Origin of the sequence: Aliiroseovarius conchicola, assembly GCF_041403445.1 — a bacterium.
Taxonomy (GTDB): domain Bacteria; phylum Pseudomonadota; class Alphaproteobacteria; order Rhodobacterales; family Rhodobacteraceae; genus Aliiroseovarius; species Aliiroseovarius conchicola.
The window spans coordinates 234,903-248,819 of sequence record NZ_JBGEHL010000004.1 but is presented as its reverse complement, the minus strand read 5'-3'; the positions used below and the strand labels follow the sequence as shown (position 1 = coordinate 248,819).

Sequence of the window (13,917 nt, the reverse complement as noted above, 5' to 3'; positions counted from 1 at the left end):
GACCAAGTTGGCTTACAATTCGGTCTTGATGCGCCAGGCCCTCGACGTCCCAAAGAAAAACGCCACCCTGACGGATCAAGGTGGCGTTAGAAGCCCACGCTGAAAGGCGTGGGCTTTTTTTGGTGGTGGTGGTGGTGTTTTACAGCGTCTCGATGTCGGCGCGGCTTAACCCAATATCGTTCAGCTCACGGTCTGTCAGTCTCGACAGAGCAAGGCGGGTCGAGCGCGCGTCATTCCATGCATTGTACGAGGCGATTGCGCCGCGAATTACGCTGGACAGACGGCCCCCGAAGGACGCACCGTCAGCAGGGATATATGTCGTTTCGAAAGCAGCCATTTTTCATGTCCTTTTAAGTAAGAAAACCTTGGCAAGCAGTATTGCTACTCTGCGCATCTAGAAGCGAACATCGGCATCAACAAGTCCGAAAAATGCATGACCCATATGCAATTTTTGCAACGGGTCGTATTCAGAATAGTTGGTGTCGAAAACGGGACGAAAGTGGTGAGTTCGGATGTTCTAACGGGCTGAGCGGCCAGGCGGTGTGTCAAAAAAACATCAGGAATGTTTGAGGCTAAGGGATCGCAAGGCTGGACGCCAGGCAGAAACGCTCTGGCGTATGTTCTTGTTTCGTGCTAATTCGGATGAAATAAGTTCCGCCGCGTGTGATCACGCGCAGGTGGGCAGAGCGGGACGGACAGGCACAACATGCGCGTCATTGGAATTGATCCGGGGCTTCGTAACCTTGGTTGGGGTGTGATCGACACAGATGGCACGCGTATGTCGCATGTGGCCAACGGGATTTGTCACTCTCGCACCGGCGAGCTGGCCGCGCGGCTTTTATCGCTCCATGAACAACTGTCCGATGTGTTGTCCCAGTACATGCCCGAGACTGCTGCCGTTGAGCAAACCTTCGTCAACAAAGATGCTGTAGCGACCCTGAAACTCGGCCAAGCGCGGGGGATCGCGCTTTTGGTGCCTGCGCAGGCAGGGCTGGCCATTGGTGAGTATGCGCCGAACGCTGTGAAGAAAGCCGTGGTTGGTGTGGGCCATGCCGACAAGAAACAAGTCGAGCATATGGTGAAGATGCAATTGCCCGGGGTGGTGATTGCTGGCGCGGACGCGGCAGACGCGCTTGCGATTGCGATCTGTCACGCGTTTCATGCGCAAAACGCCGGCCGGCTAGAGGCCGCATTAAAGAAAGCCGCGGGATGATTGGAAAAATCTCTGGACGTATCGATTATCGCGCTGACGATCATGTTCTGATCGACGTGAAGGGCGTGGGCTATCTTGTCTATGTCTCGGACAGAACTATGGCGAGCTTGCCGGGCGCAGGCGAAGCGGTCGCGCTTTATACCGACCTCTTGGTGCGCGAGGATAATCTACAACTTTTCGGCTTCACCACGCTGGTTGAAAAAGAATGGCATCGCCTTTTGATGAGTGTTCAGGGGATCGGCGCGAAAGCCTCAATGGCGATCCTTGGCGCATTGGGTGCGGATGGGGTCAGCCGCGCGATTGCACTGGGCGATTGGAATTCGGTCAAGGCGGCCAAAGGTGTTGGTCCCAAAACCGCGCAGCGTGTGGTGAATGAATTGAAAGACAAGGCTGCTTCGGTGATGGCCCTCTCAGGTCAAACCACGGCACCCAGCCAAAGCGTTGATGTGTCGGAAGATGTGGTGATTGAACCGGTCACGTCTGCACCAGCGCCGACTGCTCCTCCGGGCAACGCCGCTGCCCAAAGCGAGGCGCTGTCAGCGCTTTCGAACCTTGGTTATGCCCCCGGCGAGGCCGCATCTGCGGTGGCGCAGGCCATGGGGGACGACCCATCGCTGGACACGTCTGGCCTGATCCGCGCCGCGCTCAAACTTCTTGCACCCAAAGGGTAGGGGGCTAGTAATAGCTTATGACCGTCTCTGATCCCATGAACAGCCCGGATCCAACTTTGCGACCTGCGCCGCGCCCGGAAGACGAGGCCGACGCCAACCGTGCGCTTCGTCCGCAAACGCTGGGCGACTTCATTGGACAGGCCGAGGCGCGCGCGAATCTGCGCATCTTTATCGAAAGTGCGCGCAAGCGGAACGAGGCGATGGACCACGTGCTGTTCCACGGACCGCCCGGGCTTGGCAAAACCACTCTGGCCCAAATCATGGCGCGCGAGCTTGGGGTGAATTTTCGGATGACTTCGGGGCCGGTGTTGGCCAAAGCGGGTGATCTGGCTGCGATCCTGACCAACCTTGAAGCCAACGACGTTCTGTTTATCGACGAAATCCACCGCCTGAACCCGGTGGTGGAAGAGGTGCTGTATCCCGCCCTTGAAGATTTCGAACTTGATCTGGTGATTGGCGAAGGCCCAGCAGCGCGCACGGTTCGGATCGAGTTGCAACCCTTTACGCTGGTCGGGGCGACAACCCGGCTTGGCCTTTTGACAACGCCTTTGCGCGACCGCTTTGGTATTCCCGTGCGGCTCCAGTTTTATTCGGTCGATGAGCTGCACGAGATTGTCACGAAGAACGCCATTAAGCTCGGCGCACCTGCCGACACAGATGGCGCACGCGAGATTGCGAAACGCGCCCGTGGCACCCCTCGGATCGCCGGACGTTTGTTGCGCCGTGTGGTGGATTTTGCGGTGGTCGAAGGGGATGGCCGCATCACGCGAGAGCTTGCGGATAACGCGCTGACCCGTCTTGGGGTTGACCATTTGGGGCTGGATGGCGCGGACCGGCGATACCTCGGGCTGATGGCTGAACACTATCGCGGTGGCCCTGTTGGGATTGAAACGCTGGCCGCAGCGCTTTCCGAAAGTCGCGATGCGCTGGAAGAAGTGATTGAACCGTTTCTGCTGCAACAAGGCCTGATCCAACGCACGCCGCGTGGGCGGATGCTGGGTCAGATTGCGTGGCGACATCTAGGTTTGAATGCTCCGGATCCCAAGCCGCGCGGCGCCGGTCAGGGCCAGCTTTTCGAGGAATGACCCTTGAAACACACCTGCATTTGCGAGACACCCACCCCGCAGATCAGGAGACGCGACATGACCGCCCCGCTTATGACACCAGATGAGGTTGAAGCCCATTTCACCCGCGCCGACGGCTCGTTCACTTTCGCCCGTTGGGGGCGCCCCATCGTGCCGATTGTGTTCGGGGTCGAGGATGCGACGCTGGAGATCGTGAAAGGCGCAATTGAAGCGGTCGTCGTTCTTGCCGGTCATAAGATGGCCGAGACCGATCCTGAGCTGGGCGCCAATCTGATGGTCTTCTTCTTTCGCGATTGGGACGACCTGTTAGAAGTGCCGAAACTGGGCGAGATGAACCCAGACCTGACCCCTTTGGTTGCCCGCCTGAAAGCCAGCAACGCCACCCAATATCGCGCCTTCCGGTTCGATGATGACAATGCGATCCAAGCCTGCTTCACCTTCGTCTGCATGCAGGGTGCGATGGTCGATCAACCCGCCGAGACATTGGCGCTGACACAGGCTGTTCAGGCTGTGCTCCTGTGGGGCGAGGCTGCGTTTTCAGAGAAAAGCCCGCTGGCCTTGCTTCCCGATGGCCAAACCATCTTGCGGCCAGAAATCGCGAGCCTGATCACCGCCGCCTACGACCCGATTTTGCCAGCGGCGGCGAATGACGCTTCCCACGCGCTCAGGATTTTTGCGCGGATGTCGGTTGCGCCAGTGATCGACGAGACCAAGCACTGAATGCGCAGTTTCATCGCCCTTCCGCTTCCCGAGGAATTCGCCAGCGATCTCGCACGGTTCGCCGCGCGCCTGAAGCTGAGCCGCCCGCAACCTGAGGAAAACCTGCACATCACGCTGGCGTTTCTGGACGAGCAACCAAACAGCGCGTTGGAAGATGTGCACGAGGAGCTTGAGGCGACGCGGTTCGCCTCGGTCTCCGCTCAGTTTGCAAGTTTGGAACCTCTCGGCGGGAAAACCCCATCCGTGTTGGGATTGCGTGTCGACGGTGTCGATGCGCTACAAAAACAGGTTCTGAGCGCTGTGCGCAAGGCGGGTATCACGCTGCCTCACCGCCGGTTTCGTGGCCACATCACGCTGGCCCGGTTGCCAAGCGCACCCACGCAGGACGATATGAAATCGCTCGGCCATGTGCTTGCAACGCATGGCTCAGTGCGTTTCGATCCGTTGATGCTGGGGACCATGTCGCTTTATCGCTCCGAGCTTCACCCCGACGGGGCACGCTACGAACGCTTGGCAGATTATCCTCTCTCCGGTTAGGGTCGGGGCGAGCAGCTAAACGAGGCATACATGCACCGCTTTCCCATTCGCGTTTACTATGAAGACACCGACATGGCGGGGATCGTCTATTACGCCAACTATCTGCGGTATATTGAGCGAGCCCGGTCCGATTGGGTGCGCGAAATTGGTGTTGATCAGAATGCGATGCGCGAAGACGGGCTGGTTTTCGCAGTCAGGCGTGTGGAAGCGGACTATCTGTCATCGGCCCAATTTGACGATGAGTTACAGGTTGAAACATCCGTTCAACAAATCACCGGCGCACGCCTGGTGATGGAGCAAGTCGTGAAGCGGGGCGAAGACCGTTTGTTTGAAGCGACCGTTACCATTGTTTGCCTGTCAGATATGGGCCAACCCGCCCGTCTTCCGGCAAGTATTCGCCGGTTGGTGCACTGATCAAACAGGCGCAATCCGCCGATGGTGCGGTTTTATTGGCATTCCCCGTGGCTTTCCGGTAATCTTCGTGCAGAAAAGCGGCCCAAAGAGGCGGCGGTACAGAGGCAGAGCTATGGAAACGGAAACGCTTCAGGCGGCGGCGGAGATCGATTTCTCCTTCCTCGCCCTATTTCTTCGCGCAACATTTACGGTCAAGCTGGTGATGCTGTTGCTCATCGTGGCGTCCGTTTGGTCGTGGGCGATTATCATTACCAAACACATGGCGTTTCGCCGTGCACGTTCGGATGCAGCTGAGTTTGATCGCAAATTCTGGTCAGGCGAGCCGCTGGATGAACTTTTCGACCAAATCGGAGGTTCGCCCGAAGGGTCCGCCGAGAAGGTCTTCTCATCCGGTATGCTGGAATGGCGCAGGTCGCACCGATCCGACGGTGGGTTGATCGCCAATGCGCAGTCCCGCATCGACCGGTCGATGGATGTGGCCATCGCCAAAGAGGGCGAAGGCCTGAACAAGGGCCTCAGCTTCTTGGCAACCGTAGCGTCCACTGCCCCCTTTGTGGGGCTGTTCGGCACGGTCTGGGGCATCATGAATGCCTTTATCGAGATTGCGCAGCAACAAAATACCAACCTTGCAGTTGTTGCCCCCGGCATCGCCGAGGCGCTTTTGGCAACCGGTCTTGGCCTGTTGGCCGCGATCCCGGCGGCAGTGTTTTACAACAAGCTAAGCGTGGACAGCGACAATATCCTCGCGGGCTATGAAGCCTTCGCGGACGAGTTCGCCACGATCCTTAGCCGCCAGTTGGACAGCTGATATGGGCGCTGCAGTACAATCATCGGGCGGTGGCGGTGCAGACCGGCGCGCCCGTCGCGGACGCCGTCGTGGCAAACATCGTCGTGTTATGGCCGAGATCAACGTCACGCCTTTCGTAGACGTTATGCTGGTGCTTCTGATCATCTTCATGGTCGCAGCGCCGCTCAGCGTCGTTGGCGTTCCTGTTGAGCTTTCCAAGACCGCTGCCAAGTCTTTGGCCGCGTCCGAGGAAGAACCGCTGGCGATCACCATCACCGAAGCCGGGCAGGTCTTTCTGCAAACCACCGAAATTTCGCGTGACGAGCTGATCACCAAGCTTCGTGCCATTGCGGCTGAGCGCACAGACGACAAGGTATTCTTGCGCGCTGATGGTCAGGTGGAATGGGATGTGATTGCCCAGATTATGGGCGCGCTGAATGCAGCTGGCTTTACGTCGATTGGTTTCGTCACCGAGGGCGGTGGTCCAAGCCTGACCGGCGCGGACAACTAGGGCAGGGCGCATGCGCAGAGGTCTTTACATCTCGGCATCTGCCCACGGGATCCTGATCCTGTGGTTGATCTTCGGCGGGCTCCTTAGTTGGAACCGCGACGAAGAGCTTGTGCAGGTGTCGGACGTCTCGATCATCTCGGAAGATGAATTTGCCGCCCTAAGCGGTCCGCAAAGCGAGACGGCGACCGCGGAAGAAGACCCGCCCGCGCCCGAACCGACACCTGAGCCGGAACCAGCCCCTGCGCCAGAACCAGAGCCTGAACCCACGCCAGAGCCCGAGCCAGCCCCGGAACCAGAACCCGCGCCGGAACCAACGCCCGAACCTGAACTTGTGCCCGAGCCCGAAACGGCCCCGCCAGCGCCCGCGCCCCGCGTAGCCCCAGAGCCCGCGCCCGCGCCAGAAACACCGGTTGAAGAAGCGCCAGAGGTTGTTGAGGCCCCTGAGCCAACCCCCGAACCCACGCCCGAGCCTGTGCCCGAGGAAGAAACACCCGCTGCGCCACCAGAGGCATCGACCGAGATCGTGACCGAGGCCGAAGAACCGGTTGAAGAGCCGTCAGCTGCCCCGGCCACGTCGGCCCGTCCCAAATCGCGCCCCAGCCGTCCAGCACCTGTAGAAACTGCAGAGCCTGAGACGCCGCCGGAAGCCCCCAAGCCACAAGATAATGCGGCTGCGATTGCAGAGGCCTTAGTGAATGACACAGCAGGCGGAGAAACTGATACGCCCGCCCAGGATATCCCCGAAGGCCCACCTTTGACACGCGGTGAAAAAGACGGTTTGCGGGTGGCGGTCAGCCGCTGCTGGAACCTTGGGTCCAGCTCGACCGATGCGTTGTCGACCACCGTTGTGGTATTGGTGTCGATGAGCCGTGAAGGCAAACCTGAAGGGATCAGAATGGTGTCGTGGGATGGACCAACAGAAACTGGTGCCAACATTGCTTTCCGGGCAGCGAGAAGCGCTATTCACAGATGCGGTACGAACGGTTTCGACTTGCCAGCCGAGAAATACGGCCAGTGGCGCGAGATCGAAATGACCTTCAACCCTGAAAAAATGAGGATCAAATGACCTCGGTTCAGCTTGAAGTCTGTGTGGATACGATTGACGGCGCCATTGCCGCGCAAAACGGTGGTGCTGACCGGATCGAGCTATGCTCGGCGCTGTCCGAAGGCGGATTGACCCCGTCCGCTGGACTGATTGTCGCTGCGGCAAAACTGGCCATTCCGTCCTATGTCATGATCCGCCCGCGATGTGGCGGCTTCAATTTTTCCGATGCTGAGATGCGGGTGATGCTTGATGATATCGCCACTGTGAAAGCAGCGGGCCTTGCGGGCGTTGTGCTTGGGGTGCAATCCCCAGACGGGACACTGGATAAATCCGCGCTGGCGACCTTGTGTGACGCTGCGGGTGATCTGGGCAAGACTCTGCACAGGGTGATCGACATCACGCCCAACCCGTTTGATGCGTTGGACGATGCGATTTCGCTTGGGTTTGAACGGGTGCTGACATCGGGCGGCGCTGCAAAGGCTGTTGATGGCGCCGAAACGGTCAAGAAAATGGTCGATCACGCAGCGGGTAGGATTTCAATCATGCCCGGCAGCGGGCTGTCTGAGGACAATATCTCGAAATTCGTCGCGCAAACCGGGGTGACAGAAGTTCACGCCTCATGCGCGATACCGGCGAAAGGAGAGGAGAGTTTTTCGAATTTCTCCCCTCCCGCAGGCCGCAAAGAAACTTGTAGTAACAAAGTGAAACAAATGAAGAGGGAATTGAGCGCATGAGCAGACACCTCAAACAAGTGCCTCGGACAGGACGCATTGTCCCTGTTCTGGCCATCCTGATCGCCCTTGTGGCCAGCCTGTTTGGCCTGACGACGCCGGCCAATGCGCAAGGCCCGCTTCGGATCGAGATCACCGATGGTGTGATTGAACCGCTACCCTTTGCAGCCCCCGATTTCCAACCCGAGAACGCCGCAGCGGCCGACTACGCCCGTTCAATAGCGCGGGTTGTTGCGGCTGACCTGACTGGCACAGGACTGTTTCGCGAAATCCCGTCGGACGCGTTTGTTTCCAATATCACAAGTTTCGCAAGCCCGATTGCTTATGCGGATTGGAAAGCGATCAATGCACAGGCGCTGATCACCGGTGCCGTTTCGGTGAACGGGGATAATATCAACGTCAAGTTCCGCGTCTTCGACGTCTTCTCGGGCCAGCAACTGGGCGAGGGGCTGCAATTCGCAGGATCCACCAATTCTTGGCGTCGCGTGGCGCACAAGGTGGCAGACATCGTTTATAGCCGGATCACCGGCGAAAGCGGATATTTCGACAGCCGTGTTGTGTTCGTCTCGGAAAGCGGGCCGAAGAACGCAAAGCGTAAGCGGTTGGCAATCATGGATTACGATGGCGCGAATGTTCAGTACCTGACAGACAGTTCTGCGCTGGTGCTTGCACCGCGCTTCTCACCCACTGGCGACAAGGTGCTTTATACCAGCTACGAGACCGGTTTCCCGCAGGTCTATGTGCTGGACGTGGCCACCGTCGGACGCCGCGCGCTATCTGAACAGCAAGGCACGATGACATTCGCGCCGCGGTTCTCGCCCGATGGCCGCACGGTCGTCTATTCGCTGTCCGCAGGCGGCAATACTGACATCTACACAATGGACATTAACGGAGGCAGCCCGCGCCGACTGACGTCGGCCCCATCCATTGAAACAGCGCCCAGCTTTTCGCCCGATGGCAGCCAGATCGTGTTTGAAAGTGATCGCTCGGGCAACCAACAGCTTTATGTCATGCCCGCGACAGGTGGCGAAGCCAAGCGCATCAGTTTCGGCAAGGGCCGTTACGGCACACCGGTCTGGTCCCCTCGCGGTGATTTGATCGCATTCACCAAGCAAAATGCAGGCCGGTTCCATATTGGCGTTATGCGCACAGATGGCTCGGAAGAACGTCTTCTGACGGCATCGTTTCTGGACGAGGGTCCGACATGGGCGCCTAACGGTCGGGTGATTATGTTCACGCGCGAAAGCCAAGGGGCGGATGGGGCTCCGGCGCTCTATTCAGTCGACATATCTGGCCGCAATTTGCGCCGGGTTGTGACCGAAGGGGCGGCGTCTGACCCTGCATGGTCACCCTTGTTGAAATAAGCGCGTTTTTGCGCAGCGAATGACACCCCGAGACGGGCCTTGAGCGATCCGTTTCCAAACGCGGGTTTTGCTGTTAAACTCGCCGCAACGAGCAACAATATGCCTGTCCGATCAACGGGCGGGCCCCAAAGGACACAGGATCGATCATGAAACGGATTGCAATGGCTACGCTGGTTGTTGGCGCTTTGGCGCTTTCGGCTTGTTCAAAAGACCGCTTTGGCACGGACAATGGCGCAAATGGACAGGGGCTTGGATATGTCGCTGGCAGCGCGTCTGACCCCAGCTCTCCGGCCTATTTCCAACAGACGATTGGCGACCGTGTTTTGTTCGCCGTCGACCAATCATCGCTTAGCCCGGAAGGGATTGATATCCTGACCAAACAAGCGGCTTGGATGATTGAGAACACCGCCTTTACCGCCGTGATCGAAGGTCACGCAGATGAACAGGGCACACGGGAATATAACCTTGCACTGGGCGCGCGCCGTGCATCGGCTGTGCAGAACTTCCTGATCGAACGCGGTGTCGCACCAAACCGCCTTCAGACCGTAAGCTACGGCAAGGAACGCCCGCTTGAGATTTGCTCGGACGAGCTTTGTTATTCCAAGAACCGTCGTGCTGTGACGGTGCTGGCGGCTGGCGCAGCGACAAGCTGAGCCTCAGGTACCTAAGGAGGGTCGGATGATGCGTTTCCCCCGATTGACTGCGATAGCTGTTGGTGTGTCCGTTATGATGACGGCCCCTGTCTTTGCGCAGGACCGAGCACAGACACTGGCGGATATCCGGCAGGAACTGACTGTCTTATATGTAGAGGTTCAGAAGTTGCGCACTGAGTTGTCGACCACCGGCGGGGCGAATGTCTCGACCGGGACTGGCAGCCTGACCGAACGTGTAGCCGCAATCGAAGGCGAGCTGTCGCGCCTTACCGGTAAGACCGAGCAACTGGAATTCCGGATCAATTCGATCGTGAAGGACGGCACCAATCGCATTGGTGATCTTGAGTTCCGTCTGGTCGAACTTGAGGGCGGTGATATCTCGCAACTGGGTGAAACCACTACGCTGGGCGGTGGCGAGGTTCCAGCAGCGCCTGCTGTGGCCCCCGCACCTGCAGCGCCGGTCGCGACCGAACTTGCGGTGGGTGAGCAACAGGATTTCGAAGCCGCTGGCGCAGCGCTTGAAGCAGGAGAGTTTGCGCAAGCCGCGACGCTTTATCAGACATTCATCGATTCCTATCCCGGTGGGCCGCTGACCGCAGAGGCGCATTTTCAGCGTGGTGAAGCGTTGACCGGGCAGGGTGATATCAAATCCGCCGCACGTTCCTATTTGAATGCGTTTTCAGGCGCGCCCAACGGGGATCGTGCACCGGATGCGCTGTTCCGACTTGGCAACGCCCTTGGGCAGCTAGGTCAGGTGTCCGAGGCCTGCGCCACATTGGGCGAGGTCGGCAAACGCTTTCCCGGCAGCCCTGCCGTGGCAGATGCGCAGGGCGCGCGTGCAAGCCTTGGGTGCCAATGACGCCTCAGGTTATTCTTCATGACGTGTTGAACCGGGTTCGTGCAAACGGGCCCGGTTTGCGTTTGGGCGTGGCGGTGTCCGGCGGCGGCGACAGCATGGCGCTGTTAAGGCTGGCCCACGATTGGTGTCGCGACAATAACGCGACCCTGTGGGCCGCGACCGTCGATCACGGTCTACGCAGCGAAGCGGCTGATGAGGCACGCTTTGTCGCTGATGTGTGTGGTGGGCTGGATGTGGCTCACACAACGCTTGCGTTGGGGGAATTGCCTTCTGGCAATCTTCAAGGTGCAGCGCGGGCCGCTCGCTATACCGCATTAGCTGGGTGGGCGCAGGACCACCTGCTTGATGCCGTCCTATTGGGACATACTGCGGATGATCAGGCCGAGACTTTCGTGATGCGTTTGGCCCGTGGGTCTGGCGTCGATGGATTGGCCGCCATGCGCCATGACTGGACGGCGCAGGGTGTCAGATGGCTGCGACCGCTCTTGTCGATCGACCGGGCGACGTTGCGGGAGTATTTGGCGGATCAAAACCAACGGTGGGTCGAGGATCCGTCCAATGATGACCCAAAATTTGAACGTGTTAGGGTGCGCCAGGCGATGCAGGATCTTGCCGCCCTTGGCCTCGACCCTGATCGGTTGATCGAAACGGCGCAGCGTATGCAGGACGCCCGCGTGGCCCTGTCGCATGCCGCTTGCCGAGCTGCGCAGGACTGTGCACGGGTGCACGGCGGGGATCTGCATTTGAACAAGGATCATTATTGTTCCTTGCCCCGCGAAACCCGTCATCGTTTGCTGGCGGAGGCCGTCATCTATGTGTCCTCCTCTACATACCGTCCACGTTACGCAGCACTTTGTGCGCTGGAGCAATACGTGCTGGCCGGAACGACCCGCACGTTGCAGGGCTGTCTGGTCACCGGCACGGCCAACGACATCGTGATCGGGCGCGAATTGAACGCCGTTTCCGGTATGACAACGACCCCCGGCGCATGCTGGGACGGGCGTTGGGTTATTGCGGTTCCGGCGGGTGATGAGACTGGGTCGCTTGTCGTCAAGGCATTGGGTGAAGGCGTGCGAGAGTTAAAAAACTGGCGCGAGACCGGGTTTGGTCGCAACACACTTATGACATCCCCGGCACTGTGGGAGGGCAGTCAACTGATCGCCGCTCCGTTGGCCGGATTAGATGATCCAAACCTGATCTTGCGCAAGCCGTGTGTCGAAGATTTTCTGCACAGGCTTTTATCGCATTGAACTAACTGCGATCATCCCTATTTTAGAGTGACAGCGCGTGGCCCATCGGGTCAACGCCGCTCTGCCATGGCATTTTAAGGAGATACTCTTGGGCAACGCGAGAAATTTCGCCTTCTGGATTGTGCTGTTTTTGCTGATCCTGGCTTTGTTCAATCTGTTTTCGAGCGGACAAGGCGGGCTATCAGCATCGCAAGTCAGCTATTCTGACTTTGTGAATGCAGTTGAATCCGATGATGTGAAAAGCGCCACCATCGATGGAGAAAAGGTTATATATCAAGGCTCTGACGGCAAGATGTATCAAACCATTGTGCCTCGGGATGCCGAAGTGTCCAACTTGATGATTGAAAAAGGCGTCAATGTGAAAGCCGAGTCGCAACAGCAGTCGGGTTTCATGAGCATTGTGACGCTGCTCTTGCCGGTGATCCTGCTGATCGGCTTTTGGTTCTTCATGATGAATCGGATGCAAGGTCGCGGGGGCGGCGGTGCCATGGGATTCGGTAAATCCAAGGCCAAGATGCTGACCGAGCGAGAGGGTCGCGTGACCTTTGACGACGTCGCTGGCATTGATGAAGCCAAGGAAGAGCTGGAAGAGATTGTCGAATTCCTGCGCAACCCGCAGAAATTCAGCCGCCTCGGCGGGCAAATTCCCAAAGGTGCGTTGCTGGTTGGCCCTCCGGGCACCGGTAAGACGCTGCTGGCGCGTGCGATTGCAGGCGAAGCCGGCGTGCCCTTCTTCACCATCTCTGGTTCAGATTTTGTCGAGATGTTCGTCGGTGTCGGTGCCTCCCGTGTGCGCGACATGTTCGAGCAGGCAAAGAAGAATGCGCCTTGTATTGTTTTCATCGACGAGATCGACGCCGTGGGTCGTCATCGTGGTGCCGGTTATGGCGGCGGCAATGATGAACGCGAACAAACGCTCAACCAGCTTTTGGTCGAGATGGACGGATTCGAAGCCAATGAAGGCGTGATCATTCTGGCGGCAACCAACCGTCGTGATGTTCTTGACCCCGCGCTTCTGCGTCCCGGTCGCTTTGACCGTCAGGTCACCGTGCCAAACCCCGACATCAAGGGTCGCGAGAAGATCCTGGGCGTCCATGCGCGCAAAGTGCCATTGGGCCCCGATGCCGATATGCGCATCATCGCTCGTGGTACGCCGGGCTTCTCAGGCGCTGATCTGGCAAACCTTGTGAACGAGGCCGCGCTGATGGCCGCCCGTGTGGGACGCCGTTTCGTGACCATGGAAGATTTCGAGAATGCCAAAGACAAGGTCATGATGGGGGCCGAGCGCCGATCGATGGTGCTGACCGACGACCAGAAAGAGAAAACAGCATATCACGAGGCTGGTCACGCCGTGGTGGGCCTGAAGCTTCCGCAATGTGATCCGGTCTATAAGGCGACGATCATTCCGCGCGGCGGTGCGTTGGGTATGGTCGTGTCCTTGCCGGAGATCGATCGCTTGAACTGGCACCGTTCGGAATGCGAGGAAAAGCTCGCGATGACGATGGCGGGCAAAGCGGCCGAGATTATCAAATATGGCGAGGACAATGTGTCCAACGGTCCAGCTGGTGATATCCAGCAGGCATCCGGTCTGGCGCGTGCCATGGTGATGCGCTGGGGCATGTCCGACAAAGTGGGCAACATCGACTATGCCGAAGCGGCCGAGGGATATTCGGGCAACACGGCAGGTTTCTCGGTTTCGGCCAACACCAAAGAGCTGATCGAAGAAGAGGTGAAACGCTTCATTCAGGAGGCCTATGACACGGCTCACAAAATCCTGACCGACAGTGAGCAAGAGTGGGAGAACCTGGCGCAGGGACTTCTGGAATACGAAACCCTGACCGGTGCCGAAATCCAGCGCGTTATGGATGGTGATCCCCCACAAGCGGGCGACGACGAAGCTGACAAGCCCGATGACGGCGCGCCTTCTCTTACCGCGATACCGAAAACCAAACCCCGCTCGAAGCCTTCGGGTGACGGTGGGATGGAACCGGAACCGACGGCTTAACAAACCTGTACCCAAATAATGCCCCGGAGGTTTCAGCTTCCGGGGCATTTTTCTTGCGGATTGCACTTGCGC

General features: G+C 58.6%; 16 protein-coding genes. 15 read left to right on the top strand and 1 reads right to left on the bottom strand.

What is annotated here, in order from left to right:
* Positions 1-139: 139 nt before the first annotated feature.
* Positions 140-337, bottom strand: coding sequence for a DUF1127 domain-containing protein (locus tag V6N04_RS09350; RefSeq protein ID WP_371169874.1), 198 nt, complete (start codon positions 335-337; stop codon positions 140-142).
* A gap of 369 nt (positions 338-706) precedes the next feature.
* Here V6N04_RS09350 and ruvC point away from each other — a divergent pair, with 369 nt between their 5' ends.
* The 15 genes from ruvC (at position 707) to ftsH (ending at position 13,845) form a co-directional block, all read left to right on the top strand.
* The gene (ruvC, locus tag V6N04_RS09345) at positions 707-1,213 is read left to right on the top strand and encodes a crossover junction endodeoxyribonuclease RuvC (RefSeq protein WP_371169873.1); all 507 of its coding nucleotides are present in this window, start codon (positions 707-709) and stop codon (positions 1,211-1,213) included.
* The gene (gene ruvA, locus V6N04_RS09340; protein WP_371169872.1) at positions 1,210-1,884 is read left to right on the top strand and encodes a Holliday junction branch migration protein RuvA; all 675 of its coding nucleotides are present in this window, start codon (positions 1,210-1,212) and stop codon (positions 1,882-1,884) included. The genes ruvC and ruvA overlap by 4 nt, the downstream gene beginning before the upstream one ends.
* A gap of 35 nt (positions 1,885-1,919) precedes the next feature.
* Positions 1,920-2,969 carry a Holliday junction branch migration DNA helicase RuvB gene (ruvB, locus tag V6N04_RS09335; RefSeq protein ID WP_371170002.1) on the top strand — a complete coding sequence of 350 codons (1,050 nt, stop codon included), beginning with the start codon at positions 1,920-1,922 and terminating at the stop codon, positions 2,967-2,969.
* A gap of 57 nt (positions 2,970-3,026) precedes the next feature.
* Entirely contained in the window at positions 3,027-3,689 is a 663-nt protein-coding gene (locus tag V6N04_RS09330) for a hypothetical protein (protein WP_371169871.1), read from the top strand.
* Positions 3,690-4,226, top strand: coding sequence for an RNA 2',3'-cyclic phosphodiesterase (gene thpR / locus V6N04_RS09325; protein WP_371169870.1), 537 nt, complete (start codon positions 3,690-3,692; stop codon positions 4,224-4,226). It abuts the gene before it with no gap.
* Between the two features lie 30 nt (positions 4,227-4,256).
* Complete coding sequence (gene ybgC, locus V6N04_RS09320; RefSeq protein WP_371169869.1) at positions 4,257-4,640, top strand: tol-pal system-associated acyl-CoA thioesterase; 384 nt, start codon at positions 4,257-4,259, stop codon at positions 4,638-4,640.
* Positions 4,641-4,752: 112 nt separating this feature from the next.
* The gene (gene tolQ, locus V6N04_RS09315; protein ID WP_371169868.1) at positions 4,753-5,448 is read left to right on the top strand and encodes a protein TolQ; all 696 of its coding nucleotides are present in this window, start codon (positions 4,753-4,755) and stop codon (positions 5,446-5,448) included.
* 1 nt (position 5,449) lies between these two features.
* Entirely contained in the window at positions 5,450-5,938 is a 489-nt protein-coding gene (locus tag V6N04_RS09310) for an ExbD/TolR family protein (RefSeq protein ID WP_371169867.1), read from the top strand.
* 10 nt (positions 5,939-5,948) lie between these two features.
* Positions 5,949-7,004 (top strand): hypothetical protein, encoded by a 1,056-nt coding sequence (locus V6N04_RS09305; RefSeq protein WP_371169866.1) that lies wholly within the window; start codon positions 5,949-5,951, stop codon positions 7,002-7,004.
* Positions 7,001-7,717 carry a copper homeostasis protein CutC gene (locus V6N04_RS09300; protein WP_371169865.1) on the top strand — a complete coding sequence of 239 codons (717 nt, stop codon included), beginning with the start codon at positions 7,001-7,003 and terminating at the stop codon, positions 7,715-7,717. The genes V6N04_RS09305 and V6N04_RS09300 overlap by 4 nt, the downstream gene beginning before the upstream one ends.
* On the top strand, positions 7,714-9,078 hold the full coding sequence (gene tolB, locus V6N04_RS09295) for a Tol-Pal system beta propeller repeat protein TolB (protein WP_371169864.1): 1,365 nt from the start codon (positions 7,714-7,716) through the stop codon (positions 9,076-9,078). The genes V6N04_RS09300 and tolB overlap by 4 nt, the downstream gene beginning before the upstream one ends.
* Positions 9,079-9,224: 146 nt before the next feature.
* Positions 9,225-9,731 carry a peptidoglycan-associated lipoprotein Pal gene (gene pal, locus V6N04_RS09290; RefSeq protein WP_371169863.1) on the top strand — a complete coding sequence of 169 codons (507 nt, stop codon included), beginning with the start codon at positions 9,225-9,227 and terminating at the stop codon, positions 9,729-9,731.
* 28 nt (positions 9,732-9,759) lie between these two features.
* Positions 9,760-10,590, top strand: coding sequence for a tol-pal system protein YbgF (ybgF, locus tag V6N04_RS09285; RefSeq protein WP_371170001.1), 831 nt, complete (start codon positions 9,760-9,762; stop codon positions 10,588-10,590).
* Positions 10,587-11,840 (top strand): tRNA lysidine(34) synthetase TilS, encoded by a 1,254-nt coding sequence (tilS, locus tag V6N04_RS09280; RefSeq protein WP_371169862.1) that lies wholly within the window; start codon positions 10,587-10,589, stop codon positions 11,838-11,840. The genes ybgF and tilS overlap by 4 nt, the downstream gene beginning before the upstream one ends.
* Before the next feature lie 88 nt (positions 11,841-11,928).
* Positions 11,929-13,845, top strand: coding sequence for an ATP-dependent zinc metalloprotease FtsH (gene ftsH, locus V6N04_RS09275; RefSeq protein WP_371169861.1), 1,917 nt, complete (start codon positions 11,929-11,931; stop codon positions 13,843-13,845).
* The last annotated feature ends 72 nt before the right edge of the window (positions 13,846-13,917 follow it).